The organism is Mycolicibacterium phocaicum (assembly GCF_010731115.1).
In the GTDB taxonomy this organism is placed as follows: Bacteria; Actinomycetota; Actinomycetes; order Mycobacteriales; family Mycobacteriaceae; genus Mycobacterium; species Mycobacterium phocaicum.
Map to the genome: position 1 here is coordinate 4898031 of NZ_AP022616.1, position 26076 is coordinate 4924106.

Genomic DNA, 26076 nt, shown 5'->3' on the forward strand with positions numbered 1-26076 from the left:
TCTCACCCCGGTCCGCAAGACGATACCGGTGGTACCCGAGTTGTGCGTGTCTTCGCGTCGCGTACCCCTGTCGGTCACCTGACGGTCAGGCTGCGCTGCCAGCCTGCAGGTGTGCGAGTTGCGATCGTGGCGGAGTCCTTTCTCCCGAATGTCAACGGCGTCACCAATTCGGTGCTCCGGGTGCTCGAGCACCTCCACCGGAACGGCCATGAGGCGCTGGTCATCGCGCCCGACACCCCGCGGGGCGAAACGCCCGCAGCCACTTTCCACGGCGATGTGCCCGTGCACCGCATCCCATCCCGGATGTTCCCCAAGGTGACGTCGCTGCCGCTGGGTGTGCCGCGACCGCGAATGGTGCGGGTACTGCGCGATTTTCGTCCTGACGTGGTGCACCTGGCCTCGCCCGCGCTGTTGGGTTACGGCGGCCTGCACGCCGCGCGCTTCCTCGGCATCCCGACCGTCGCGGTGTTCCAGACCGACATCGCCGGTTTCGCGCAGAGCTACGGCGTCGGCATGATGACGAAAACCGCATGGGCCTGGAATCGGCACCTGCACTCGCGCGCCGACCGGACCCTTGCACCGTCCAGCGCGACGATGGAAGACCTTGTCACCCATCGCATCCCGCGGGTGCACAAGTGGGGTCGCGGCGTCGACATCACCGGTTTCGCGCCGTCGGCCCGCAGTTCCGCGCTGCGGGCGCAGTGGTCGCCCGAGGGCAAGCCGGTGGTGGGTTTCGTCGGCCGACTGGCCCCCGAGAAGCATGTGGAGCGGCTGGCCGCGCTGGCGGGCCGCGACGATCTGCAGCTCGTGGTGGTCGGTGAAGGCATCGATCAACCCAAGCTTGAAAAGCTGCTGCCCACAGCGGTTTTCACCGGCGCACTGTACGGCCGGGAACTGGCCACGGCCTACGCCAGCATGGACGTTTTCGTGCACCCGGGGGAGCACGAGACGTTCTGTCAGGCCGTCCAGGAGGCCATGGCGTCGGGCCTGCCGGTCATCGCGCCGAATGCCGGCGGCCCGCGTGACCTGGTGACGCCCATGCACACCGGATTGCTCTTGCCGGTAGCGGATTTCGAGGGGTCGCTGCCGGCCGCGGTCGATCACCTGCTCGCCGAGCGGTCGCGCTACTCGCTCGCCGCCCGCCGCAGCGTGCTGGGCCGCACCTGGCCCGCCGTCTGCGACGAACTGCTCGGCCACTACGCCGCCGTCCTCGGCGAGCGCCGCGCCCTCGCTGCCTAGTCACTGCCTTCTTCCCGCGAGCGGCCGTGTCTGTACGGCGACACACCGTATTTGGTGTACACAAACGTCCCGCTCGCGGCCGCCGAGCGCGACGTATTTGCACACACCGGCCAGCGTGTCGGGGTACAAACACGGCCGCTCGCGGTGCGTGTGGGTTCGCTATGAGCGCACGTGGACCAGGTCGTACACGTACGAGCGGTCGTCCTTGCGACTCACCCACGCACCCTCGGGTGGCAGGTAACCGAACCCCGCGTGGTCGAACGGGCGACTCGACACCGCGCCCCGATCCGTGCACACCACCCACCCGAAGTGCGGCAGCCGCCGGCACCAGATGTCCAGATCGACCCGCTTGTACGACGGAAACCCGTGCGCCTCGCCGTCTTCGGCGAACTCATGGGTCAACCCGTCGTCCCGTCGGACGAATTTCAATCCCGCCATCGGAGTTCCTTCGTTCAGCCTTGCGCCAGCTCGGACACCGGCTGCCACTCTTCCCAGGTGCGCAACCGGTTTTCGTAATCGGCCTTCGCGATCTGCAGCGGTGCGCTGCCGAAAAATACTCGCAGCGGCGGCTTTTCGGCGTCGACGATCTTGAGCACCGCGGCCGCTGAGGCCTCCGGGTTGCCCGGTACCGCATTGCGCTCGCCGCGCCAGCGCGCGACGTCCGCCCGAAGTCCGTCGTACTCCGGCAGTTCCGTGGTCCGCTTCGCCGACGCGCCGCCCCAGTCGGTCGCGAAACCACCCGGCTCGATCAAGGTGACATGAATACCGAACCGCTCCACCTCGGCGGCCAGCGACTGCGAGAAACCCTCCAGCGCCCACTTGGATGCGTGGTACGCGCCGAGGCCCGCGAACGCGCTGATACCGCCGATCGAGGACACCTGGATGATGTGCCCGCTGCCCTGCGCCCGCAGGTACGGCAGCGCCGCCTGCGTGATCCACAGCGCACCGAAGACGTTGGTTTCGATCTGGTCCCGCGCCTCGGCCTCCGACAGCTCCTCGATGAAGCCGAACTGGCCGTAGCCCGCGTTGTTGACGACGACGTCCAGCCGGCCGAAGTGCTCGTGCGCCGTCTTCACGGCGGCGAAGTCGGCGTCGCGGTCGGTGACGTCGAGCGCGATGGGCAGCAGCGCGTCGCCGTACTTGGCGACGAGGTCGTCGAGCGTCGACACGTCCCGCGCCGTCGCAGCCACCTTGTCGCCGCGCTCCAGCGCCGCCGCCGTCCACTTGCGTCCGAACCCGCGCGATGTCCCCGTGATGAACCAGACTTTTGCACCCATGCGGCTTACAGCTCCCGCGGTGGCAGTTCCATTCCCGGGCCGCCGCAGACGCGGGGCGCAAGACCAGCCGGTAGCGTCATATCCGTGAGTCGCGCGTCATTGGAGAAGGATCCGCACGAGGTTGCGTCGATGTTCGACGGCGTGGCCCGCCGCTATGACATCACCAACACCGTGCTGTCCCTGGGACAGGACCGGTTCTGGCGGCGGCAGACGCGCGCCGCGCTGGGCATCGGACCAGGTGACAAGGTTTTGGACCTCGCTGCCGGGACGGCGGTGTCGACCGTCGAGCTCGCGACGTCGGGCGCCTGGTGTGTGGCCTGCGACTTCTCGGTCGGCATGCTCGCCGCCGGTGCGGCCCGGAACGTCCCGAAGGTGGCCGGTGACGCCACCAGGCTGCCGTTCGACGACGGCGTCTTCGACGCGGTGACCATCAGCTTCGGGCTGCGCAACGTCGTCGACTTCAGCGCCGGCCTGCGCGAGATGGCCCGGGTGACCCGGCCCGGCGGTCGTCTGGTGGTGTGTGAGTTCTCCACGCCCACCAACCGCCTGTTCGCGACGGCCTACAAGGAGTACCTGATGAAGGCGCTCCCGACGATGGCCACCGCGGTGTCGTCCAACCCCGAGGCGTACGTCTATCTCGCCGAGTCCATCCGGGCCTGGCCTGATCAGGACGACCTGGCCCGCAAGATCGAGGCGGCCGGCTGGTCGCAGGTGCGCTGGCGCAACCTGACCGGAGGGATCGTCGCGCTGCACGCGGCGGTGAAACCGCCAATGGGCTCAGTCGTCAATCCGTGATTCCCGTCCTCGCCGTAGCCGGCTTCCTCGGCGCGGGCAAGACCACGCTGCTCAACCACCTGCTGCGTAACGGCCGCGGCGCGCGAATCGGCGTGCTGGTCAACGACTTCGGGTCCGTCAACATCGACGCGATGCTGGTCGCCGGTCAGGTCGACGCCATGGCGTCACTGTCCAACGGGTGCATCTGCTGCGTCGCGGAGGACGGTGAGGTGGCCGAGATGCTCGGCAAGCTGGCCGCCGTCCGCCCGGCCCTGGATCTGATCGTGGTGGAGGCCAGCGGCGTCGCCGAGCCGCCCGCGGTGGCGCGCACCATCATGACGGCCGATTCGGATGACTTCCACTACGCCGGCCTGATCCTGGTGGTCAACGGATGCGAGCCGGAGTTCGGGCACGGGCTGCCGGTCGCCGACCTGGTGGTGCTGAACCGGGCCTCCGAGGCCACCGACATCGATGACGTGGTGGCTCGCATTCGCGCGCAGAATCCGCGAGTTCCGGTGCAGCCCACCGATTTCGCGCGGATCGACCCGACGCTGCTCATCGACATCCCGGAACGCGCCCCGCAGGCTCAGCTGTCGTTCGACGAGCTGCTGCACGATGATCACGACCACGACCATCCCGTCTACCAGTCCGTCGAATACACCACCGGTGACGTGCTGAACCCGCGCCGCTTGCTGGCGCTGCTGCGGGATCGTCCCGAAGGGCTTTACCGGGCAAAGGGTTTCGTCGACTTCGGCGCCGGACACCGCTATCTGCTGCAGCTGGTGGGCGGCTCGCTGCGGCTGCAGAAGCGCCGCGGCACCGGCACCCAACTGGTGTGCATCGGCACCGGTATGGACACCGAGAAGGTGCGGGCGGCGCTGCACGAGTGCACGACCGAACCGGCCGACGAGAACGCGATCCTCGGGGTCCACAAGTACGTGGTGCAGTAGCCGCAAGCGCGAGATCGACGTCGACTGCGAACTGACGTCGTAAGAGATCGAGTGCGAGTGTGCGTGGGTTCGCAGTCAACGCCCGCGGTCGCGCCAGATATCCTGACCCCTCACCTGAGTTCGAGGAGATGTGTTGTTCAAGGTCAATGAGTACTTCGATGGCAAGGTCGCATCGATCGCGTTCGCGCCCGCCGAGGGCCCCGCGACCGTCGGCGTCATGGCTGTCGGCGAATACGAATTCGGCACCTCGAGCCTTGAGATCATGCATGTGGTGTCCGGCGCCCTGACCGTCAAGCTGCCCGGCAGCGACGAGTGGGAAACCTTCGCCGCGGGAACGCAATTCACGGTGCCGGCCGACAGCAAGTTCGGTGTCCGCGTCGAGGTCGAGACCGCGTACCTCTGCGAATACCGGTAACTTTCCGCCCACGGTGAACTTGGTCGCGACTTTTCGCAAAGTCGCGACCAAGTTCATTTTCGGCACCATGATGGGGCCATGCCCTACGGACGCCTGGCTGACCCTGACTGCACCATCGGCACCGACCCGCGCGCCGACCCGCGCATGGTCAAGGCGCTCGCCGCGTTCGGCATCGACGGCCGACTGCCGGAGGCGCCCCTGACCGTCGACGCGCCGCTCGCGCAGCGCGTGGAGTTCTCGAACTTCGCCGAGCAGGGGACCGGCGCCGTGCTCAAGATGTTCGGCGAGCAGGCCCCGGCCGCAGCGGGCGTCACCACCTCGACCACCACCATCACCGGCACCGACGGCAACGAGATCACGCTGTTCATCAGCCGGCCGACCGACGCCGACGGCCCGCTGCCCGGCCTCGTGCACCTGCACGGCGGCGGCATGGCGATCTGCAGTGCCGCAGACATCCAGTACGTCCGGCTGCGCGAAAACCTCGCGGCCGCAGGCCTTGTCGTCGTCGGCGTCGAGTTCCGTAACTCCGGCGGTGCCCTCGGCCCGCCCTCGGCCCGCACCCGTTCCCGGCCGGTCTGGGCGACTGCGCCGCGGCCGTGCGGTGGACCGCGGCGCACCAGGACGAGCTCGGGATCAGCCACCTCATCGTGTCGGGGGAGTCCGGCGGCGGGAACCTGACGCTGACGGTCGCGCTGAAGGCCAAGCGAGAAGGCTGGATCGGCGAGATCGCCGGCGTCTACGCGCAGTGTCCGTACATCTCCAACCGGTGGCTCGAGGACTGCGACGAGCTGCCGTCGCTACGGGAGAACGACCAGTACTTCATCAGCCGCCTGCAACTGGCCCTGTTGGGTTCCATCTATGACCCCGACCAGCAGCACGCGCAGGACGGCACCTGCTGGGCCGCGGAGGCCACCGATCTGGAGCTGGAAGGCCTTCCGCCACACGTCATTTCGGTCAACGAACTCGACCCGCTGCGCGACGAGGGGCTGATCTACTACCGCAGGCTCGCCGCCGCGGGCGTCAGCGTCGTCGGCCGGATCGTCGCCGGCACCTGCCACGCGGGCGACATCCTGCTTGCCGGTGCCATGCCCGACGTCTTCGCTGCCACCGTGCGCGACATCGTCGGGTTCGCGCGGTCGCTCAGCTGAACGGCTTGCGCTGATCCAGCCGGCGTGAGCCGCGTCCGGCGCGGCGCCAGAGGCGGGCGATCATGTCGGTGTCCTCCTCCGTCACCAGATTGCCCATGGCCCGCACCGCGACCGTCATCAGGTACTGCGACCGCATCGCGACAGGCCCCGTCAGCGGCAGGAACCTCGGCAGCGTCAGCAGGATCGCCAGTCGGCGGGCCACGGAGAACCCGGCGGCATAGTGCTGTTGCAGCAGTGCGGGCCAGGCCGCGCTCAGGTCGCCCGAGCCGAGCAGGTCAGCAGCCAGCCGGCCGGTTTCCAGGCCGTAGTCGATGCCCTCGCCGTTGAGCGGGTTGACACACGCGGCGGCGTCGCCGACGAGCATCCAGTTCGGTCCCGCGACGCCGGACACCGCGCCGCCCATCGGCAGCAGCGCCGACTTGGCCAGCCGCGGCTGACCCTCGAAGCCCCATTCGTCGCGGCGCAGGTCGGTGTAGTGGGCGAGCAGCGGGCGCAGCGCGGCGTCGGCCGGACGTTTCTCGGTGGCCAGCGCACCCACGCCGATGTTCACGTCGCCGTTGCCCAGCGGGAAGATCCAGCCGTAGCCCGGCAGCACTTCGCCCTCGGGGGAGCGCAGCTCCAGGTGCGACGTGATCCACGGCTCGGCGTGCCGCGGCGTCTCGATGTAGGCGCGGATCGCGACGCCGTACACCGTCTCCTGGTGCCACTGCCGGCCCAGCACACGGCCCAGCGTCGAGCGGGCACCGTCGGCCACGATGAGTTCGGTGCAGCTCACCTCTTGTCCGTCGTCGAGCTGCAACGTGGTGACCCGGCCGGCGGCGTCGTGGGAGACCCCTACGGCCTTGACGCCCAGCAGCATCTTCGCCCCGGAGTCGGCGGCGACCTGACGAATCCGGTCATCGAGTTCGGTGCGGGGCACAGCGCTGCTGGTGGCCGGGAACGACGGCCCGGGCCAGCGCACCTCGCGCTGGGCGCCGAAGCCGGCCAGCCGCAGCCCGTGGTGGCTGACGTGGCCGTCGAGCCACTCGCCGAGTCCCAGCTCACGCAGCTCGGCGATGGCCCGCGGCGTCAGCCCGTCGCCGCAGGCCTTGTCCCGGGGAAACTGCGCGGAGTCGATCACCAGGACGTCGCGGCCCCGACGCGCTGCCCAGGCGGCAGCGGCGGAACCTGCCGGCCCGGCTCCGACCACGACCACATCTGCGTGCACGACCATGCCGCCCAGTATGTTGGACCCATGAAGACACCAGCGACAGTGGTCGCGGGCGTGGACTTTGGTGACGCCGCCTTCGCCGCGCAGGTTCGTGACGCGGTCGCGCGCATCGAAGACCTGATGTCGACCGAGCTGGGCAAAGCCGACGAGCTGATGGCCGAGGCGGTCCAGCACCTGTTCCAGGCCGGTGGCAAGCGGTTCCGTCCGCTGTTCACCGTGCTGTCGGCGTCGCTGGGGCCCGACCCCGACAACAACGACGTCGCGATCGCCGGCGCCGTGATCGAGCTGGTGCACCTGGCGACGCTGTACCACGACGACGTCATGGACGAGGCGCAGGTGCGACGCGGCGCGGACAGCGCCAATGCCCGCTGGGGCAACAACATCGCGATCCTGGCCGGTGACTACCTGTTCGCCACCGCCTCGCGGCTGGTGTCCCGGCTGGGGCCCGACGCGGTGCGCGTCATCGCCGACACCTTCGCCCAGCTGGTGACGGGCCAGATGCGCGAGACCCGCGGCGCCCTCGAAGGCGCCGACCCTGTCGAGCACTACCTGAAGGTCGTGTACGAGAAGACTTCGTGCCTGATCGAGGCGTCCGGACGGTTCGGCGCGACGTTCTCCGGCTCCGATGAGGAGCAGATCGAGCGGCTGAGCCGGCTCGGCGGCATCGTCGGCACCATCTTCCAGATCTCCGACGACATCATCGACATCGACAGTGATCCCGACGAGTCGGGCAAGGTGCCGGGTACCGATCTGCGTGAAGGCGTGCACACCCTGCCGGTGCTGTACGCGCTGAAGGAAACCGGACCCGACGCCGACCGGCTGCGGGTGCTGCTGGCCAAGCCCATCGACAACGACGCCGACCTCGCCGAGGCGCTGGCGTTGTTGCGCGCGTCGCACGGCATGGTGGAGGCCAAGCGCACCGTGCAGCGCTTCGCCGCGGACGCTCGCGCCGAGCTGAACAACCTCCCGGACCTGCCCGGCCGGTTGGCGCTGCTCAACCTGGTCGAGTACACCGCTGACCGCCACGGCTGACCTCCCGACGGGACACCCTGGAACCAGGCACCAGTTGCCGAGCGTTCAATTCAGTGAGTTTGACTGCGCTGGAGGAGGTAGCCGATGACGTGGAATCCGCACGCGAACACCGCGAAGACGTTCGCGCTGCTGGCGGGCTTCTCGACGCTCATCGTGCTGATCGGGTCGCTGTTCGGCAAGAACATCATGTACCTGGCGGTGCTGTTCGCCATCGGCATGAACGCCTACGTCTACTTCAACAGCGCCAAGATGGCGCTGCGGGCCATGCATGCGCAGCCGGTCAGCGAGATGCAGGCGCCCGCCATGTACCGCATCGTCCGCGAGCTGGCCACCACCGCGCGGCAGCCGATGCCGCAGCTCTACATCAGCGACACCGACGCCCCCAACGCCTTCGCCACCGGGCGCAATCCCCGCAATGCCGCGGTGTGCTGCACGACGGGCATCCTGAACCTCCTCACCGAGCGCGAGCTGCGCGCCGTGCTGGGGCATGAGCTGTCGCACGTCTACAACCGCGACATCCTGATCTCCTGCGTCGCGGGCGCCATGGCGTCGGTGGTGACGGCACTGGTCAACGTCGCGTACTTCATCGGCATGTTCGGTGGCGACCGCGACGACCGGCCCAATCCTTTTGTCCTGCTGGTACTTTCGATCGTCGGCCCGCTGGCCGCGACCATCATCCGGCTGGCCGTGTCGCGCTCGCGCGAGTACCAGGCCGACCAGTCGGGCGCCGAGCTGACAGGCGACCCGCTGGCGCTGGCGAGCGCGCTGCGCAAGATCAGCGCCGGCGTCCAGCAGGCCCCGCTGCCCCCGGAGCCGCAGCTGGCCGACCAGGCCCACCTGATGATCGCCAACCCGTTCCGGGCCGGCGAGAAGATCGGCAAGCTGTTCTCGACCCATCCGCCCATCGAGGACCGGATCGCGCGCCTGGAGCGTATGGCCGGGCGGTAGTGCCCGGTTTCTCTCGTTGATCCTGCGTCGAGGGTCTTGGCTTCTCGCACACTTGCGCCCTGGTTTCAGGGTCAACGCACGCCGCGGGCCGGGCGGGCACGTGAAACTCATAGAAAGATACCCCCTGGGGGTACTTGACCACCCCTGGCGTCGCTGCGTAACGTCGCCCTTGTCAGGTACCCCCAGGGGGTATGTAAACGAGAAGGGATTCAGAGCGATGACGGTGGCGGCAACTCCCAAGGCCGATTGGCATCTGCGCGGCGAGTGGTTCGATGTGTGCAGCTGCAAGCTGCCCTGCCCGTGCAGCTTCGCGCAGGAGCCCACGCACGGCGACTGCCTGTTCACACTCGTCTGGCAGGTGCACGAAGGGCATTACGGTACAACCGATTTGAGTGGTCTCGGGGTGGTGGCCCTGGGCGAGTTCGCCGGCAACATGTGGATCGGCGACCCGGACGCCACCATGAAGCTGATGTTCTATATCGACGAGAAGGCCGACGCCGATCAGCGTGCCGCCCTGGAGCGGATTTTCCGCGGCGACGAGGGCGGCTGGCCGGGGGAGTTCGGCAGCCTGATCAGCGAGCTGCGGGGCATCGAGTACGCGCCGATCAACTTCGCCGCGGCCGACGACCTGGCTTACTGGCGGGCGGAGATTCCGGGCAAGGTCGACGTCAGGGTGGATGCGCTGACCGGCCCGACGGCCGACCCGAATCGTCGCGTCACCACGGTCAACGCTCCTGGTGCGGAAGTCGGGCCGGGACAGGTGGCGACGTGGGGCGTGGTCAAGAAGGCCGACGCCGTCGGCTTCGACTTCTCCCACGAGTACCTCGGCGCCTCCAGCAAGCACTTCCCGTTCGACTGGCGGCCCGACGGCACCATGCCCGTCGTCGAGGTCACCGCCGGTGGCACCTGCTGCTGCAACTGAGCTGAAGAAGACCCGGAAATGACACTGCGCCCAGGGCCTGCCGCTCTCGCGGGGTACGGCCCTGGGCGCAGGATCAATCAGGTACTACTCGGCAACCTCGACCAGACGGTCCACGCTGACCGGCGTCACCCGGAGGGCGGCCGCGGTGCCGATGTCATAGAACAACCCGATCACCTCGAGGTCACCGGCGCGGTGCCGGGCCCGGACCAGCGGGTGGGCGGCGAGGGTCTGCGCCTGAAGTGCGACGTTGACCATCGACAGCTGGTCGACGACGCCGAAACCTTCCTCGGCCGCCGCGACGGCCACGGGGTGGCGGCCTTCGTCGAAGGCGCGCAACGTCGCATCGCCGTGCTCCAGCCAGGTGTGCAGGTGCTCGTCGTGACCCTGATCGCCGCCCAGCAGCGCGGTCATGGCGCCGCAGCTGGAGTGGCCGCACACCACGATCGACGAGACCTCGAGGACCTCGACCGCGAAGGCGATGGCCGCCTCGACCGAGGCGTCGGCGCGTCCCTCCGGGATCAGGTTGCCGACGTTGCGGACCGTCAGCAGATCACCGGGGCCACTGCTGGTGATGACGTTGGGCACGACCCGCGAGTCGACGCAGGTGATGAACAGCGTCTCCGGCTTCTGGGTGTGGGCCAGATCCTCCATGTGCGGGCGCAGCACGGGTGCGGTGCGGCGATGGTAGGTCTCCAGGCCCTCCATCACAGAGGAGGTCTGCGGCTGCGACTTCCACGGGACGACACCCGAGCGCTTGTCGAACGGCGTGAAGGTGCGGGTCGGCGGGCCGGCGGCCGCACTGTGCAGCTCGGCGGTGCCGTGCTCGTGAATCTCGACGGAGCCGCCGCCGGCGACGTGCTGGCGCTTCCACTCGTCGATGGTCTCGTGGGCGGCGTGGTCGATGAAGTCCACCGACAGCTCGACGGTGACGTCGGAACCGGTCGGCACCGAAGCCAGAGCCGAGGTCAGGCGCGGCAGCGACAGGAAGCTGACCGAGCCCTCGATCACGATGCGCCAGTCGTTGCCGGCGATGTGCTCGGTGACGATCTTGGCCCGGATGACGCGCCACACCGTCAGAGCCACCGCCAGGGCGAGGCCGATCAACACACCCTCGAGCAGGTTGAGGAAGACGACGCCGAGCACCGTGATGACGTAGACCGCGATATCGCCTGTGCGCCGGGCGGTTTCGATGTGCACCTTCTTGACCAGCTGGCAGCCGATGACGATCAGCAGACCGGCGAGCGCCGACGTCGGGATCAGCTGTGCCAGGCCGGCGAACGGCACCGCGAACAGCAGAATCCAGACACCGTGCAGGATCGCCGAGGCCCGGGTCTTGGCGCCGGCGGCGACGTTGGTCGAGCTGCGCACGATGACGCCGGTGACGGGCAGGCCGCCGATGGCGCCGGAGATGGCGTTGGCCGTGCCCTGACCGATCAGCTCACGGTCGAAGTTGGTGCGCGGACCGTTGTGCATGCGGTCGACCGAGACCGCCGACAGCAGGCTCTCGACGCTGGCGATCAGCGCGACGGTCAGCACGCCGGCGATGACGCCGTCCCAGTCGCCCGTGGGCAGGGTCGGCAACGACAGCGAGTCCAGCAGCGAGCCGTTGATCTGAATGCGCTTGACGTCGAACGGCAACAGGACGGAGAGCGCCGTCACGCCGACGATGGCGACCAGCGGACCCGGGACGCGGTTGATCGGGGCCGGCACCCAGCGCCACGCGACGAGCGTGACGATGACCAGCATGCCGAGCAGGAATCCGGGACCGTGGAGGTTCATCAGCCCGGCCGGCAGCTGCTCGATGTTCTCCCACGCGCTGCTGTTGGACTTGCCGCCCAGCAGCACGTGCAGCTGCTGCAGCGCAATGGTGATGCCGATGCCCGCGAGCATGGCGTGCACGACGACGGGCGAGATGGCCAGTGCGGCGCGGGCCACCCGGCTCAGGCCGAACAGGATCTGCAGAATGCCGGCGCCGACGGTGATGGCGCAGGTGACCGCCCAGCCGAATTCGGCGATCAGTCCGGCGACGATGACGGTCAGGCCGGCGGCCGGTCCGCTCACCTGCAGCGGCGAGCCGCCGAGCGCGCCGGCGACGATGCCGCCGACGATGGCGGCGATGATGCCGGCCAGGATGGGCGCGTTGGATGCGACGGCGATGCCGAGCGACAGTGGCAGTGCCACGAGGAATACGACAAGTGACGCGGGCAGGTCGTAGCGCAGTATGGCGCGTAGACCCTTTGCCGGCGGGGCGGTTTCCAGCATGACGAGGTTTCCGTTCTCCGATTGTTGTCCGATGGACACATGTGCAGATGCGCTGCGCGAGTTTCGGTCCTCGCACCCGCCGACACCATTGTCGATTAAACATGTTGCGAGACAACATGTTTCAGAACTGTTCGACGGTCGCCGAAGATAAGCGACGTCACTTGCTAAGTGCGAGAGTATTTATCGCCAGACAGGGTCGCAAGGCGAGGAAGAGTTCCCATAGAGAACGCAAATCTTCTCCGTGGGCCAGAGGGTTGATCGATTGGGCGACCTGGGATACCGGCTTGAATCGATCCGGTCGGTATGCTCGTGATTGGGGGTCCGACCAGTCAAAATCACTGTATTGCAACGATTCTCGCGCATCACATCGGCTCAGGTAGGTGACGTGAGTCATATCCAGGGACTAATATTTGAACTCGGTATGAACGCAGTGACAATTTTCTGTGTTCTCAACACAATGGAAGAATGACAACGATGTCGGTACCACCACGAGAGCGTCACCCCCGGGCCGCCGTGCTCGGCCAGCTGCCGCGCATGGAACGTGCCGACGGATCTCCCATCCGGGTGTTGCTGGTCGACGATGAGCCGGCGCTGACCAACCTGGTCAAGATGGCGCTGCACTACGAGGGCTGGGTCGTCGAGGTCGCGCACAACGGCCGCGATGCGGTGACCAAGTTCGGCGAGATGGAACCGGACCTCGTCGTGCTGGACATCATGCTGCCCGACACCGACGGCCTGCAGTTGCTGCAGCGCGTGCGCGCGGCCGAGGGCTACACCCCGACGCTGTTCCTCACGGCGCGGGACTCGGTGATGGACCGCGTCACGGGATTGACCGCCGGCGCCGACGACTACATGACCAAGCCGTTCAGCCTCGAAGAGCTGGTGGCTCGGCTGCGCGGACTGCTGCGCCGGTCCAGCCAGCTCGCGCCCGAGTCCGACGAGGTGCTCAAGGTCGGCGACATGGTCCTCAACGGCGCGAGCCGTGAGGTGACCCGCGCCGGTGAGCCGATCTCGTTGACCGTCACCGAGTTCGAACTGCTCCGGTACCTGATGCGTAACCCGCGCCGGGCCATTGCCCGCGCGGAGATTCTCGACCGGGTGTGGAACTACGGATTCGGTGGCAAGTCGAGCATCGTCGACCTGTACATCTCGTATCTGCGCAAGAAGATCGACACCGATCGCGAACCGATGATCCACACAGTGCGCGGCGTGGGCTACATGCTGCGCCCTGCCGACACGGAGGACTAACCTGCCCGAGGTGACGCATGTGACCCGGGTGCCGACTCGAGTGCCGGCCCGTACCCCGGTTCGGGCGCCGTGGTGGCGTCCGCGCACCCTGCGCCGACGCCTCGTGTTCGGCGTCACGTCGCTGGTCACCGTGGTGCTTCTGGCCGTCGGGGTGCTGTCGGTGTACAGCCTGCACAGCTACGTGTCCGCGATGAGCGACGCGGAACTCGACCGTTCACTCGATGCCCTCGGGCACTCCTATGACCGGCTGGAGATCAAGCGCGGTGATCCGGCGCATCCGATCGACGCCGGCGAAGACGGCCTGACCGCGTTCGGTGGCCAGGCCCCGGGAAATCTCATCGCGGTGCTGCACAAGGGTCTCGTCGTGCAGTCGGCGGTGTTCCCCGACGGCGAACCCAAACCGGTCCAGCCCGACGTCGTCAAGGCCGTCAGCGGCCAGCAGTGGACCAACCTCGGGCCACGGACGGTGAAGCTGCCGCGACTCGGTTGGTACCGGATGGCGGGGCAGGACGCCGGCGGCGGCGACGTGCTGGTCTCGGGCGTGTCCATGGAAGACGCCAACAGCGTGGTGGCGCGCAAGACGGTCGCGGTCGCGGTCATGACGCTGCTGGCCATCGCGCTGACGGCCGTCGGCACCATCGCGGTGGTGAACTACGCGCTGCGGCCGCTGAGTCGCGTGGCCTCGACCGCGGCGAAGGTGGCGACGCGTCAGTTCGGCAGCGAGGACCACCGGATCACCGAACGGGTGCGGCCGGAGGACACCGACCCGCGCACCGAGGTCGGCATCGTGGGGGACACGCTCAACAAACTGCTCGACAACGTCGACAGCGCGCTGGCCGAGCTCGCCGCGTCGCACCGCCGGACACGACAGTTCCTCACCGACGCCAGCCACGAGTTGCGGACCCCGCTGGCCGCCATCCGCGGGTACGCCGAACTGACCCGCCAGGACAGCGCCGCACTGCCCGAGACCACCGAGTACGCGCTCGCCCGCATCGAGTCCGAGGCGCAGCGGATGTCCGGTCTGGTCGAGGACCTGCTGCTCATCTCGCGTCTCGAGGAGCACCAGGACCTCGAGACCGACGATGTCGAACTGTGCGACCTGGTGATCAACGCCGTCAACGACGCCGCGGTGTCGTCGCCCGCGCACCGCTGGCGCTCGCGGCTGCCCGACGTCCCGATCTGGGTACGCGGCGACCCGGCCCGGCTGCATCAGGTGATCGGCAACCTGCTGGCCAACGCACGCGTCCATACGCCGGCCGGAGTATCGGTCACGACAAGCCTGACGCCGGGTCCCGGATGTGTGGAATTGACCGTCGCCGACGACGGGCCGGGAATTCCGGAAGAATTGTTGCCGAATTTGTTCGACAGATTTGTGGTCGCCGACAAATCGCGTTCTCGCGTGCTCGGCAGCACGGGGCTGGGCCTGGCGATCGTGTCGACGATCGTCAAAGCGCACGGCGGTCGGGTGAAGGTCGAATCGAACACTGCGGGAACGGTTTTCCGGGTGCGGCTGCCGATGGAACGGGAAGTCGGGGAGTACGTGACGGTGAGTGAGTCGCACAACCCGCACGTATCCGAGTCGACTGTTTGAATTTCGCCTGAATTCGATGTGATTCATGCGGATATCCGTATGTGTTCAGCCTGAGAATTCCTTTCTCGACCATTTCCGCGACTACCGTCGGAGTTATTGATCCAGCGCCGTCGGCGCTGGATGCGGAAAGGGAAAACCATGAAGAGTCCCACCAGAATCACAGCGGCCACAGGAATCGTGCTGGCGCTGACGGTCGCGCTGGCCGCGCCGGCCGCGGCTCGGCCGGTGGTGCCGCCGGCGCCCGGCGAGTCCGCGACGCAGACGATCCACCGGTTGCAGACCGAGGGCTTCCGGGTGATCGAGTCGCGGGTCGGCAGCGGATCCATCGACAAGTGCACGGTCACCGCCGTCCGGCACGGCCGTGAGCTTTCGAGTCAGGGTGGCAGGCTGAACGGACAGACCACCACGGTGTACGTCGACCTCGGCTGCAAGTGATTTGCCGCTGACACTGCGAGGTGCGGCCACCGGGTTCTACGCTGAGCGGATGTTGAGCAGATTCCTGATCGGTGGGGTCGCGGCCGTTTGGGCGATCTCGTTGGTGCCGGGCGTTGCCGCGGCAGCGCCGCCGCCGGAGCCCGTGCCCCCGCCACCGGGGCCCGCCGCGCCGAATCTGAACGGATTCAAGCCCGTCACCCCGTCGACCTACGCCAGTAAAGACGGGACGTTCTACATGTTCCAGGCGCCCGGCGGCCTGACGTGCATCATGCGCCGCAACGAAGGCGAGTACGGCTGTAGCGGCCCGATGCCGGGCGCCCCGGAGGGCTCCAACGTGGTCGTCGGCCAGCAGGTCGGCGCGCCGGCGTTCAACACCTTGAACGGTCCGAAGTACGTCGGCGAGATGCCCGGTGCGGTGCAGACCCTGCCGGCCGGTTCGCGCATCACCTACCGCAACATCACGTGCGGCACCGACGGCACCATGACGGCGTGCGTCAACAGCTTCGACCAGTCCGGTTTCGTGGTCAGCCCGGCCGGCAGCTTCATCGTCAACGAGTCGAATCCGTTGCTGGACAGGCCCAAAGACCGCAACCCCTACTTCAACTGAGTCGCGGGCGTCAGAACCCGGCGCCGTGCACCTCGTGCCCGGGCTTCTCGAGCATGAGGCCGGCGTAGGCGTCCGCCACCGTGCAGCCGTGGTTGATCACCCGGTCCACCTCGCGGGCGATCGGCATGCTCAGCCCGTGCGTCTCGGCGAACTCCATGATCACGCTGGCGGCCTTGACGCCCTCGGCCACCTGGTTCATCGACGCGATGATCTCGTCGATGGGCTTGCCCTGACCCAGCTGCTCGCCGACGTGCCGGTTGCGGCTGCGCTGGCTGGTGCAGGTGACGATCAGGTCGCCCATGCCGGCCAGGCCGGCGAACGTGTCACGGTTGCCGCCCATCGCCACGCCGAGCTTGGACATCTCGGCCACCGCACGCGCCATCACCATCGCGCGGGTGTTCTCGCCGATGCCCAGTGAATAGCCCATGCCGACCGAGATGGCGTACACGTTCTTGAGAGCCCCGGCCATCTCGACGCCGATCACGTCGTCGGTGGTGTAGGTGCGAAAACGCCTGGTGCGGAACAGGCCTGCGAGATTCGCGGCGAGGTGCTGGTCGGGCATCGCGAGCACCGCGGCGGCGGCGTAGCCCTCGGCGACCTCGCGGGCGATGTTGGGGCCGGCCAGGATTCCGGCCGGGTGCCCGGGCAGCACCTCGTCGACGATCTGGCTCATGCGCATGTTGGTGCCCTGCTCCAGGCCTTTCACCAGTGACACCACCGGAACCCACGGCCGCAGTTCCTTGGCCAGCTCGCCCAGTACATTGCGGAAGCCGTGCGACGGGACGCCCATCACGATGACGTCTGCGCAATTGGCTGCCTCGGAAAAGTCGGTGGTCGCCCGCAATGATTCGGGAAGGGCCACCCCGTCGCCCAGATAGCGGCTGTTGCAATGCTTTTCGTTGATATCGGCGGCGGTTTCAGCCGACCGCACCCACTGCAGCGTCGGGCCGCGCCGCGCGCAGATCGAGGCCACCGTGGTGCCCCACGACCCGCCACCGAGGACGACGACGGTCGGTACGCGCTGCGCTGATGCCATGGCCACAGGTTATGTCGCCTGGGCGAGCGGAGCGACGGGATTGGCGGAGTGTCCGGTCGATCGTGCGAATTGCATGTTGTGTCGGTTGGTACCCCCGCACTGTGCGACGATCGGAGGAGCGATCGCCGAGGGGGTGCGGCAGTAGTGACGGTGACGGTGTCGCGCGTGCGCGCGGCCAAGCCCGGGGCGATGCTCGACGCCGCCGATGACGTGCGGACCACGTCGGCCGCGCTGGAGATCGTCATCGGCGTCGAGCGCGGCCAGCTGGCCAACTTGAAAGCGAATTGGCAGGGGCAGGCGAGCGACGCCGCCATCGCCAAGGCGCAGCAGCTGATCGACGAGCAGGAGGCCTACCGCGGCCGGCTGGACAAGCTGGCCAAGGCGCTCACCGATGGCGGCAATCAGCTGACTTCGTTGCGCAGCACTCTGCTGGAATTCGTCGACACCGCGCTCCAACTCGGGTTCTCGGTCAGCGACGACGGCGTGGTCACACCGCAGCAGTGGTTGATCGGCGACCTGGGGCCCGTCAAGAAGACGGCCGAGTTCTTCACCAACTCGATTCAGGAGCAGCTGAAGGCCTTCGAGACCACCGACACGCTCACCGCCACGGCGATCGACCAGGCAGTACAAGGCCAGAAGCCCTCGGCGCCGGTGAATATCGACGGGCAGGAGATCCAGATTCCGCCGCCGGGGACGAACCCCGAGGACGTCGACAAATGGTGGACCGGCCTGACACCGGAGCAGCGACAGCAGCTGATCGCCCGGCATCCACCCGAATTGGGCAACCTCAACGGTGTCCCGGCGAGTGCTCGGGACGCGGTCAACCAGCAGGTGATGAACGACGACCTGAACCGGGTCCGCGACGTCGCCAGCCGCAACCACGTCTCTGAAGACGACGTCCTCAAGGACCCCGGCCGGTTCGGACTGACACAGACCGACGCCACGCGGTTCTACAACGCGCGGCGGACCAGCGAGGGGTTGGCGCACCAGCGCGGTTCCACCTTGGACCCGACCAAGGAACGCCCGGTCATGCTCTGGGCTTATCAACCAGAGGCCGACGGCGGGCAGGGCCGGGCCGCCATCTGCCTCGGAAACCCCGACACGGCCAACAACACGACGGTGATCGTGCCCGGCACCGGCAGCAGCGTCCACGACGGCTGGCTGGCCGACGGCCACGACGATGCGATCCACGTGTGCGACCAGGCGGCGCTGGCGGACCCGAGTCGATCGACCGCGGTGATGATGTGGATGGGCTACGACGCACCCGACAGCTTCACCGATCCACGGATCGCGAACCCGACCCTGGCCCGGCAGGGCGGCGACCTGCTGGCCGCCGACGTCAACGGGCTGGCTGCGACGCATCTCGGCACGTCCCACGTCACGGTGATGGGCCACTCCTACGGGTCCACCACGGTGGCCGATGCGTGTGCGGGCAGCGGCATGAAAGTCAATGATGTGGTGTTGATCGGTTGTCCGGGAACAGATTTGGCGCACAGCGCCGCGGATTTCCACGTCAACGGTGGCCAGGTGTACGTCGGGGCGGCATCGACCGACCCTGTCGCCCGACTGGGTATGGGCGGTCCGGGTGCGGCGCAATGGCTGAACACCGAGCTCGGCAACCCGCTGGGGCCGGTCGCCGGGCTGGGGACCGATCCATCGGCAGAGGGATTCGGCGCCACCCGGTTCCGGGCCGAGGTGGCCGGCGAGACCGGCTGGAGTTTCCACGACCACTCGAAGTACTACGACATGGGCAGTGAGTCGTTGCGGGCGATGACCGACATCGCCAGCGGGCACAGCGAACGCCTCGCGTCCGACGGACTACTGGCCGCCGAGCGGCATCAGCCGACCTTCTCGACGCCCGACCACGTCGATCTGCCGTTCGGCATCGAGGTCCCCGTGCCGCACGTGGACATCCCCATTCCCGGGACCCCGGCATATTCGGATCCCGAGTCCAATCGCCCAGGTGAGACGGTGAAGAACGACCATGATTACAAGTAGTCGACAGCGCGTCGGTACAGCGGCGGCGGCTGCCGTGATTGCCCTGATGTTAGGAGGATGTGGATTGCTTCCCCACGACGATCGTCCAGCGCACCCCATGACCGATGAAGAGTCCATGGCGCAGGTCATCAACGCCGGCAGGCAACTACGGAAAGCGGCTGGGCTGCAAGACGTTCAAGGCGGCGGCTATCTGGAGTTCTGCAACGACATGGGATCGCCGCTCAACAAGGGCTACATCGAGATGAGTGCGGCGCTGCCGTCGGGCGTCAGCGGCCATGACTATGCCGAGCGGGTCAAGGCGGCCATGCTGGCGTCGGGATGGTCAGACAAGCTGCCTTCCCAACACATGTACGGCGGCACCATCAACCGCGACGGCGTCGCGGTCAACATCGAGTACTACCAGGGCGAAAATCGGCTCCGGTTCAAGATTTACGGCGAATGCCGCAATGTGACCAACCATTACGGGGACAGCAAGAACAACGGCACCAACTTGACCAAAGAGCTGAACAGCGACAGCTGAGCGTCAGCGGTAGTTGACGAACTGCAGCGCCACGTCCAGATCGGCGCCCCGCAGCAGCGCCTGCACGGCCTGCAGGTCGTCGCGCTTCTTGCTCGACACCCGGATCTCGTCGCCCTGAATCTGCGCCTTGACGCCCTTGGGGCCCTCGTCCCGGATGATCTTGGTGATCTTCTTGGCCTGCTCGCTGCTGATGCCCTGCTGCAGCGTGCCCGAGACGCGGTAGGTCTTGCCGCTGGGCTGCGGGTCACCGGCGTCGAACGCCTTCATCGAGATGTCGCGGCGCACCAGCTTCTCCTTGAACACGTCGACCGCGGCCTTGACGCGCTCCTCGGTCGAGGAGACCAGCTCGATGACCTCATCGCCCTTCCAGGCGATGGTGGTGTCGGTGCCGCGGAAGTCGAAGCGGGTGGACAGCTCCTTGGCGGCTTGATTCAGCGCGTTGTCGACTTCCTGCCGATCGACCTTGCTGACGATGTCGAACGATGAATCCGCCATTGGATTGCCCTCCGTATCTGCGCCCCTGGTGGGGGTCCCGTTTTCGTGTTCGGTACATCTTCGTTGTACTCTGCTACTCGCGCCAAACCCGGGGTCACCGGGAGGCGACGAACCCGGCAGGTTGCCCGAGCGGCCAATGGGAGCGGACTGTAAATCCGTCGGCGGAAGCCTACACAGGTTCGAATCCTGTACCTGCCACACTGATCAGGCCCCCTTTCGAGGGGGCCTGACGTGTTTTTCGGGCCGGCCGGTCGGGGCCTCGTCCCAGCTCGTCGGCAGCCGGAGTCGGGGCGGTCGTTAGGATTTGACGCATGGTCGAGTCGTCTTCTGAGCGTGATGTCGTGCTCGACGTCGAGGGTTCCGGTGTGCAGCCGCCCGTCGACCCGAAGATTCGCAAGCAGTTCGCCCTGCTCGAACGATTCGCACCGCCCATCGGCTCCCGGTGGGCCACCGAGCTGTGGTGCACCCCGCCGATCATCGAGCAGAGCCTGCGCATGCCGCCTGGCGTCAGCCCCGGTGAGCCGCTGGAAGCGCACTGGGACGGCCACCGCATCGCGGGCGAATCCTGGGGTGACGGGCCGCCGGTGTACCTCGTACACGGTTGGGGCGGGCGCCGTCCGCACCTGGGCATGTTCGTCAAACCGCTGGTTGCCGCCGGCTACCGGGTCATCGCCTTCGACCTGCCCAGCCACAACGAGTCCGACCCGGGCGCGCTCGCGCCGGGCCGCACCACGGCCATCGAATGCGCCGACGCCGTCGCGGCCGTCATCCGCGAGCACGGACCGGCCCACGCCGTCGTCGCCCATTCGCTCGGGGCCAACGCGACCACCATGGCCGCCGCGGTGAACGGCGCCAAGGTCGGTCGGCTGGTGCTGCTCGCCCCGATGGGCGACTACCCGATGTACCTGGACCTGTTCGCCGCGCGCCACAACTTCGGCCCGCGGATCCGCGCGGGCCTGCAACGGCGGCTGGTCCGCCGAATCGGGATGTCGCTGGAAGACACCAACATGGTCAACCTCGCCGCCCGGGCGGGCCACCCGCCGCTGCTGCTCATCCACGACCCCGACGACCCCGACAGCCCGTACTCGTCGAGCGAGAAGCTCGCCGCCTCGTGGCCCGGGTCCGAGCTGCTCACCACCAAGGGACTCGGGAAGCTGGCGCACTACCGCATGCTGCGGCACCGCCCGGCCATCAACGCCGGCCTCGAGTTCATCGGCAGCCCGGCGTAGTTCGCCGTCGAGAGTGGGGCCTGACGAGGAGATCTGGCGCGAATTCCGCGTAAACCCCCACGCTCGACGATTCGGAACGCCGCTGACGGGTTAACGTCACCTGATGGACGCCGCGATCGCCGGGATCGGTCACGCACTGGCCCTGGCCGGTTCGATGACATGGGAGATTCTCTGGGCGCTGATTCTCGGCTTCGCGCTATCGGCGGTGGTGCAGGCCGTCGTCCGGAAGTCGACGATCGTGCGCCTGCTCGGTGACGACAAGCCCAAAACCCTTGCCGTGGCCGCCGGACTCGGCGCGGCATCGTCGTCGTGCTCGTATGCCGCAGTGGCGTTGGCGCGCTCGCTGTTTCGCAAAGGCGCCAACTTCACCGCGGCGATGGCATTCGAGATCGGCTCCACCAACCTCGTCGTCGAACTCGGCATCATCCTGGCCCTGCTGATGGGCTGGCAGTTCACCGCGGCGGAATTCGTCGGCGGCCCCATCATGATCCTCGTCCTCGCGGTGCTGTTCCGGTTGTTCGTCCGCAGCCGCCTCATCGACGCGGCCCGGGTGCAGGCGGAGCAGGGCATCGCCGGGTCGATGGAAGGGCATGCCGCCATGGACATGTCGGTGCAGGGCGACGGCTCGTTCGCCAAGCGCCTGTTCTCGGGACCCGGCCTCACGTCCGTCTCGCACGTGTTCGTCATGGAGTGGGCGGCGATCCTGCGTGACCTGATCATCGGTCTGCTCATTGCCGGTGCCATCGGCGCGTGGGTGCCAAATGCGTTCTGGGAGAACTTCTTCCTCGCCGACGACCCGACGTGGTCCGCGATCTGGGGGCCGATCGTCGGGCCGATCGTGGCCATCGTGTCGTTCGTCTGCTCCATCGGCAACGTGCCCCTGGCGGCGGTGCTGTGGAACGGCGGCATCAGCTTCGGCGGCGTGGTCGCGTTCATCTTCGCCGACCTGCTGATCCTGCCGATCCTCAACATCTACCGGAAGTACTACGGCACCCGGATGATGCTGACGCTGCTGGTCACCTTCTACGTCTCGATGGTCGCGGCGGGTTATCTCGTCGAATTACTTTTCGGCGCAACGGGTCTCGTCCCCACTCAGCGCAACGCCATGGTGATGGAGAGCGGCATCTCGTGGAACTACACCACGTGGCTCAACATCGTCTTCCTGCTGCTGGCCGCGGTGCTGGTGATCCGCTTCGTCCGTACCGGCGGCATCCCGATGCTGCGGATGATGGGCGGCTCACCCGATGCTGGACATCCGGACACCCACGCCGGCCACGATCACCACCCGCACTAGACGATCTTCAGCACCCGCGACGTCGTGGTGTACGTGCGGGTCCAGAAGTTGTAGGACACCGCGGTGGTCAGAGCCCGGCTACCGTCGCCGGTCAGCAGCGGACTGCTGCCGATCCCGGTGAGGGCGCCACCGACCTGCGTGCCGTTCGCGGTGTTGATGACCACCAGTTGGCTGCCCGCGCTGACGACCGCCCGGTTGCCGCCACCGCTGAGCACCGCGTAGCCGTTCTCGAGCTTGAGGTTGATGGTGCTGCCGGCCTGGAAGCCGGTGGTCGTATCGATCACTGCCACCTGCGTGGTGGGCACGCCAGTGGTATTGAAATTGCTGCTGGTCGTGACGGCCACGGCACGCCCGGTGTCGGCGCTGTACTGCACCCCGCCGTTGAGGAAACCGGTGAGCGCCACGGTGCTGCCGACCTGGGCGCCGGTTGTGGTGTCGAGCACCGTCAACCGCTCGGTGTTGACGCTCGTCGCCCCGTTGTAGACCGCTGTGACGATGAGTGCCCGGCTGCCGTCGAGACTGATCAGCCGGGAGCCGAATTCGCTGCCGACGAGGTTCAGCGTCGTGCCGGTCTGGGCGCCGGTGAGGGTGTCGATCACGGCCGCGTGCGTCGCGGTGTTGTCGCCGCTTATGGTCACGGCGCGGCCGCCGTCGGGCGTCATCAGCAGCGCGTGCCAGGTGCCGGGCAGGGTGACGTCGCCGACCTGGTTGCCGGTGGCGAGGTCGACGGTCGCGAGCCTGGTGGTCGTCACCTGGGTGCCGGGGTCGGTAGACGTCGCGGTGACCACGATGCGCGTCCGGTCGGCACTGAGGTCACGAGCGCCGTCGCCGTCGACGACGAGACCGGTGCCGACCGGGTTGCCGGTGACGGCGTCGAGAACCGCGAGCCGGGTGGTGAACGTGTTGGTCGGGTCCTCGGTGCGGGCCAGGAAGGCGACGCGATTGCCGGCGGCGTTGAACACCGGTGCGCCGTAGACGGCCTGGCCTTCAAGGCCTTGCGTGGTGCCGATCTGCGAGCCGGTCGCGACGTTCAGGATCGTCGCCTGCGTGGTGTAGCCCGACGCGAAATCGCCGATCTGGGTGGAGATCGCCGCGCGGCTGCCGTCGGCGTTCAGCGCCGGCGGGGCCACCTCGTTGCCCGCGATCTCGACGGTGGTGCCGAGTTGTGTGCCGGTCGTCGTGTCGAGCACGGCGATCCGCGTGGTGTCCGGGGCTTCCCAGATCGGGCGGCTGGTGGTGATCAGCGCGCGGGTGCGGTCGGCGTTGAGGACGGGCGCCTCCAACTGGTTACCGGTGACGGAGACGGTGGCGCCGGTCTGAGCGCCGGTGAGCGTGTTGAGCACCGCTACCTGGGTGATGCCCGTGCCGTACGTGGTGGTCAGGGCGCGACTGCCGTCGGCAGACAGCAGCTGCACGCCGACCGCGCCCGGCAGGGTGAGAGTGGTGCCGGTCTGCTTGCCGGTCGCGAGGTCGATCACTGCCAGCTGCGTTGCCGTGGTGCCGGCCGCGGTGATGACGGCCCGCGTACCGTCGGCGCTGAACGCCGGTACGACGGGCTTGCCGGCGATCGACACCGTGCTGCCGACCTGCTTGCCGGTCGCGGTGTCGATCACCGCGACGCGGGTGGTGCTGGTGGTCGAGGTCGGGGCGGGCCCGGTGATGACCAGTGCGCGGGTGCCGTCATTGCTCAACACGGTCGAGCCGACACCGGTGACGCCGACGCTCCCGATCTTCGTCACCGACGTCGCGATGAGCGACGGCTGCACGAGCACCCGCACTGTGCGGTCGGCGGCGTCACTGACGTAGACCGCTCCATTGGGCGCGACGGCGACGGCATGACCGCCGGTGGCGTCGGTGTCGAACCGGACCGTGCTGACGACGGCCGAGGTGCCCGTGTTGATCACCGAGACGGTGTCATTGCCGTTGGCGACATAGGCGACGCTGCCGTCGGCGCTGACGGCCACCGAGCTGGGGGCAGGTCCGACCCCAATTATGTTGGGCGACAAGGTGTTCGTGGCGGTGTCGATCGTGGACAGGGTGCCGTTCTGGGCCGCGACATACAGCTTGCCGCCGGTGCCGAGGGCCAGGGCACTGGGCGGCGTGCCGACCGCGATGCTGGTGACGCCGAGCGTGCTGGTGTCGAGCACCGAGACGGTGTTGCTGCCCTGGTTGGCGACGTACACCTTGCCGGTGCCGAGCGCGAGGGCGGTGGGCTGGGTGCCGACTCCGATGGTGCCGGTGACGCTGTAGGTGGTGGGGTCGATGACCGACACCGAGTCGCTGCCCTTGTTGGCCACATAGATTCGGCCGTCCGCGCCGACCGTCAACGCGCTGGGCGCGGTGCCCACGGTGATGTCCTTGGACGTCGTGCTCGGATTGGCGTCGATCCGTTTGTAGCCGACGGTGTTGATGACCGACACCGTCCCGCTGCCGCTGTTGGCGACGTACAACCGGGTGCCGTCGGGACTCAGCGCCAGCGCGCTGGGCGCGGTGCCCACCGCGATGTCCTGCGAGAACCAGCTCGGATTGGCGTCGATCCGTTTCCCCGTGGCGGTGTTGATCACCGACACCGTGTTGCTGCCGGTGTTGGCGACGTAGAGCCGTCCGTCGGCGCCCATCACCTCGGCGGTGGGATTGGTGCCCACCGAGATCGACTTGGAGTAGTTCAGCCACGGTGACGGGACGGTCGTCGTCGCGGCGGTGGGGACCGGCTGCGCGGCCGTGGGGACGGGCTGCGCGGCGGTGGCGACGACGGGCTGACTCGTCGACGTGACGGCCGCGGGTTTCGTCTGAGTCTCCACGCGGGTGCGGGTGCCCCAGGCTGCCAGCACGGCGGCCACCGGCGAGAAGTCCGGCGCGGCGGGACCACCGGTTGCCGACGAGTCGAGCGTCGACGCCGACATCAGACTGACTGCGCCGTTGTTGGCGGCCGGCGTGGACGTGGCCGCGGGGGTGGACGTGACTGCCGAGGTCGCGACGGCCGTGGCGGCCACTGTCCGCGGTGACGGGGCCGGCGTGGTTTCCACGTCGGCCTGGATGGCCCGCGGTGTGGGTTTCTTCGTGGACCCCGTGACGGTCTTCGCCGTCGTCTGCGACGTCACGGGACCGTCCGCCGCCGTCGGTTCGGGTTTCGCGGTGCGCTGCTTCTCGCTGCTCGCCTTGCCCAGGCGTTTCGTCTTGCCTGTCTTGACGCCGGGCTTCTTGGTGCCGGCCGCGTCCGTCGCGGCGTGCGGTGCCGGCGCCGACGTGGCTCCTGGATTCGCGGCGTCGTCAGCCCACGCCGTGCCCGGTGTACTCGCGATCGCGACACCGACCCCGAGTGCCACCGCCAACCCCCCGACCCGGCCTACGTACTTGGCGTTGCTCATGGTCGGTCCTCTCACGCGGCCCGATAGAGGGACATCTGTCCCTCATATGGGAATACCGCATGCGATGCCGTCTGTCTG

The 26076-nt window shown here is 67.9% G+C and carries 22 protein-coding genes, 1 tRNA gene and 1 pseudogene; 17 read left to right on the plus strand and 7 right to left on the minus strand.

Features of this window, described 5'->3' with window-relative positions; translation table 11 throughout:
- Positions 1 to 111 precede the first annotated feature (111 nt).
- Complete coding sequence (locus tag G6N46_RS23475) at positions 112 to 1239, plus strand: glycosyltransferase family 4 protein (protein WP_138250551.1); 1128 nt, start codon at positions 112 to 114, stop codon at positions 1237 to 1239.
- 159 nt (positions 1240 to 1398) lie between these two features.
- On the opposite strand, the gene G6N46_RS23480 is transcribed toward G6N46_RS23475, so the two are convergent.
- Positions 1399 to 1677 (minus strand): hypothetical protein, encoded by a 279-nt coding sequence (locus G6N46_RS23480; protein ID WP_138250550.1) that lies wholly within the window; start codon positions 1675 to 1677, stop codon positions 1399 to 1401.
- A gap of 14 nt (positions 1678 to 1691) precedes the next feature.
- Positions 1692 to 2516: an SDR family oxidoreductase gene (locus tag G6N46_RS23485; RefSeq protein WP_138250549.1), complete on the minus strand. Its 825-nt coding sequence runs from the start codon at positions 2514 to 2516 to the stop codon at positions 1692 to 1694.
- Positions 2517 to 2600: 84 nt separating this feature from the next.
- Here G6N46_RS23485 and G6N46_RS23490 point away from each other — a divergent pair, with 84 nt between their 5' ends.
- From G6N46_RS23490 to G6N46_RS23505, 4 genes and pseudogenes are all read left to right on the plus strand, one after another.
- Positions 2601 to 3311 carry a demethylmenaquinone methyltransferase gene (locus G6N46_RS23490; RefSeq protein ID WP_133425386.1) on the plus strand — a complete coding sequence of 237 codons (711 nt, stop codon included), beginning with the start codon at positions 2601 to 2603 and terminating at the stop codon, positions 3309 to 3311.
- Positions 3311 to 4240: a CobW family GTP-binding protein gene (locus tag G6N46_RS23495; protein ID WP_138250609.1), complete on the plus strand. Its 930-nt coding sequence runs from the start codon at positions 3311 to 3313 to the stop codon at positions 4238 to 4240. The genes G6N46_RS23490 and G6N46_RS23495 overlap by 1 nt, the downstream gene beginning before the upstream one ends.
- A gap of 130 nt (positions 4241 to 4370) precedes the next feature.
- Positions 4371 to 4655 carry a pyrimidine/purine nucleoside phosphorylase gene (gene ppnP / locus G6N46_RS23500; RefSeq protein WP_020101275.1) on the plus strand — a complete coding sequence of 95 codons (285 nt, stop codon included), beginning with the start codon at positions 4371 to 4373 and terminating at the stop codon, positions 4653 to 4655.
- A 78-nt stretch (positions 4656 to 4733) separates the two neighbouring features.
- A pseudogene (locus G6N46_RS23505) lies at positions 4734 to 5803 on the plus strand (alpha/beta hydrolase).
- Here the strand turns inward: G6N46_RS23505 and menJ are convergent.
- Positions 5796 to 7016 (minus strand): menaquinone reductase MenJ, encoded by a 1221-nt coding sequence (menJ, locus tag G6N46_RS23510; RefSeq protein ID WP_138250547.1) that lies wholly within the window; start codon positions 7014 to 7016, stop codon positions 5796 to 5798. The pseudogene G6N46_RS23505 and the gene menJ sit on opposite strands and share 8 nt — an antisense overlap.
- A 21-nt stretch (positions 7017 to 7037) precedes the next feature.
- On the opposite strand from menJ, the gene grcC1 reads away from it, so the two are divergent.
- The 3 genes from grcC1 (at position 7038) to G6N46_RS23525 (ending at position 9915) form a co-directional block, all read left to right on the plus strand.
- Positions 7038 to 8045 carry a nonaprenyl/(2E,6E)-farnesyl/geranylgeranyl diphosphat synthase gene (gene grcC1 / locus G6N46_RS23515; protein WP_163692979.1) on the plus strand — a complete coding sequence of 336 codons (1008 nt, stop codon included), beginning with the start codon at positions 7038 to 7040 and terminating at the stop codon, positions 8043 to 8045.
- Between the two features lie 84 nt (positions 8046 to 8129).
- Positions 8130 to 8993, plus strand: coding sequence for a zinc metalloprotease HtpX (gene htpX, locus G6N46_RS23520; RefSeq protein ID WP_138250546.1), 864 nt, complete (start codon positions 8130 to 8132; stop codon positions 8991 to 8993).
- Between the two features lie 217 nt (positions 8994 to 9210).
- Entirely contained in the window at positions 9211 to 9915 is a 705-nt protein-coding gene (locus G6N46_RS23525) for a DUF1326 domain-containing protein (RefSeq protein WP_167526430.1), read from the plus strand.
- Between the two features lie 84 nt (positions 9916 to 9999).
- Here G6N46_RS23525 and G6N46_RS23530 read toward each other — a convergent pair whose 3' ends face one another.
- Positions 10000 to 12177 (minus strand): SulP family inorganic anion transporter, encoded by a 2178-nt coding sequence (locus G6N46_RS23530; protein ID WP_138250545.1) that lies wholly within the window; start codon positions 12175 to 12177, stop codon positions 10000 to 10002.
- Between the two features lie 465 nt (positions 12178 to 12642).
- Between G6N46_RS23530 and G6N46_RS23535 the strand changes: the two genes are divergently transcribed.
- From G6N46_RS23535 to G6N46_RS23550, 4 genes are all read left to right on the plus strand, one after another.
- Positions 12643 to 13425, plus strand: a complete 783-nt coding sequence (locus tag G6N46_RS23535; RefSeq protein ID WP_133425381.1) for a response regulator transcription factor — start codon at positions 12643 to 12645, stop codon at positions 13423 to 13425.
- A gap of 19 nt (positions 13426 to 13444) precedes the next feature.
- Positions 13445 to 15016 (plus strand): sensor histidine kinase, encoded by a 1572-nt coding sequence (locus G6N46_RS23540; protein ID WP_234880776.1) that lies wholly within the window; start codon positions 13445 to 13447, stop codon positions 15014 to 15016.
- Positions 15017 to 15154: 138 nt separating this feature from the next.
- The gene (locus G6N46_RS23545) at positions 15155 to 15451 is read left to right on the plus strand and encodes a hypothetical protein (protein WP_138250544.1); all 297 of its coding nucleotides are present in this window, start codon (positions 15155 to 15157) and stop codon (positions 15449 to 15451) included.
- Between the two features lie 49 nt (positions 15452 to 15500).
- Positions 15501 to 16058: a hypothetical protein gene (locus G6N46_RS23550; protein WP_234880767.1), complete on the plus strand. Its 558-nt coding sequence runs from the start codon at positions 15501 to 15503 to the stop codon at positions 16056 to 16058.
- Positions 16059 to 16068: 10 nt separating this feature from the next.
- On the opposite strand, the gene G6N46_RS23555 is transcribed toward G6N46_RS23550, so the two are convergent.
- Positions 16069 to 17094, minus strand: a complete 1026-nt coding sequence (locus G6N46_RS23555) for an NAD(P)H-dependent glycerol-3-phosphate dehydrogenase (protein ID WP_138250542.1) — start codon at positions 17092 to 17094, stop codon at positions 16069 to 16071.
- A 144-nt stretch (positions 17095 to 17238) separates the two neighbouring features.
- On the opposite strand from G6N46_RS23555, the gene G6N46_RS23560 reads away from it, so the two are divergent.
- Together G6N46_RS23560 and G6N46_RS23565 are read left to right on the plus strand one after the other, a co-directional pair.
- The gene (locus G6N46_RS23560) at positions 17239 to 19092 is read left to right on the plus strand and encodes an alpha/beta hydrolase (protein WP_138250541.1); all 1854 of its coding nucleotides are present in this window, start codon (positions 17239 to 17241) and stop codon (positions 19090 to 19092) included.
- A gap of 115 nt (positions 19093 to 19207) precedes the next feature.
- Complete coding sequence (locus tag G6N46_RS23565; RefSeq protein WP_163692981.1) at positions 19208 to 19612, plus strand: lipoprotein LppJ family protein; 405 nt, start codon at positions 19208 to 19210, stop codon at positions 19610 to 19612.
- Between the two features lie 3 nt (positions 19613 to 19615).
- On the opposite strand, the gene G6N46_RS23570 is transcribed toward G6N46_RS23565, so the two are convergent.
- Complete coding sequence (locus G6N46_RS23570) at positions 19616 to 20107, minus strand: YajQ family cyclic di-GMP-binding protein (protein WP_138250539.1); 492 nt, start codon at positions 20105 to 20107, stop codon at positions 19616 to 19618.
- 115 nt (positions 20108 to 20222) lie between these two features.
- Here G6N46_RS23570 and G6N46_RS23575 point away from each other — a divergent pair.
- From G6N46_RS23575 to G6N46_RS23585, 3 genes are all read left to right on the plus strand, one after another.
- A tRNA-Tyr gene (locus G6N46_RS23575) sits at positions 20223 to 20305 on the plus strand.
- A gap of 113 nt (positions 20306 to 20418) precedes the next feature.
- Complete coding sequence (locus G6N46_RS23580) at positions 20419 to 21336, plus strand: alpha/beta fold hydrolase (protein WP_138250538.1); 918 nt, start codon at positions 20419 to 20421, stop codon at positions 21334 to 21336.
- Positions 21337 to 21439: 103 nt separating this feature from the next.
- Positions 21440 to 22630 carry a permease gene (locus tag G6N46_RS23585; protein ID WP_138250537.1) on the plus strand — a complete coding sequence of 397 codons (1191 nt, stop codon included), beginning with the start codon at positions 21440 to 21442 and terminating at the stop codon, positions 22628 to 22630.
- On the opposite strand, the gene G6N46_RS23590 is transcribed toward G6N46_RS23585, so the two are convergent.
- The gene (locus G6N46_RS23590) at positions 22627 to 25998 is read right to left on the minus strand and encodes a YncE family protein (protein WP_138250536.1); all 3372 of its coding nucleotides are present in this window, start codon (positions 25996 to 25998) and stop codon (positions 22627 to 22629) included. The genes G6N46_RS23585 and G6N46_RS23590 overlap by 4 nt on opposite strands.
- Positions 25999 to 26076: the final 78 nt, after the last annotated feature.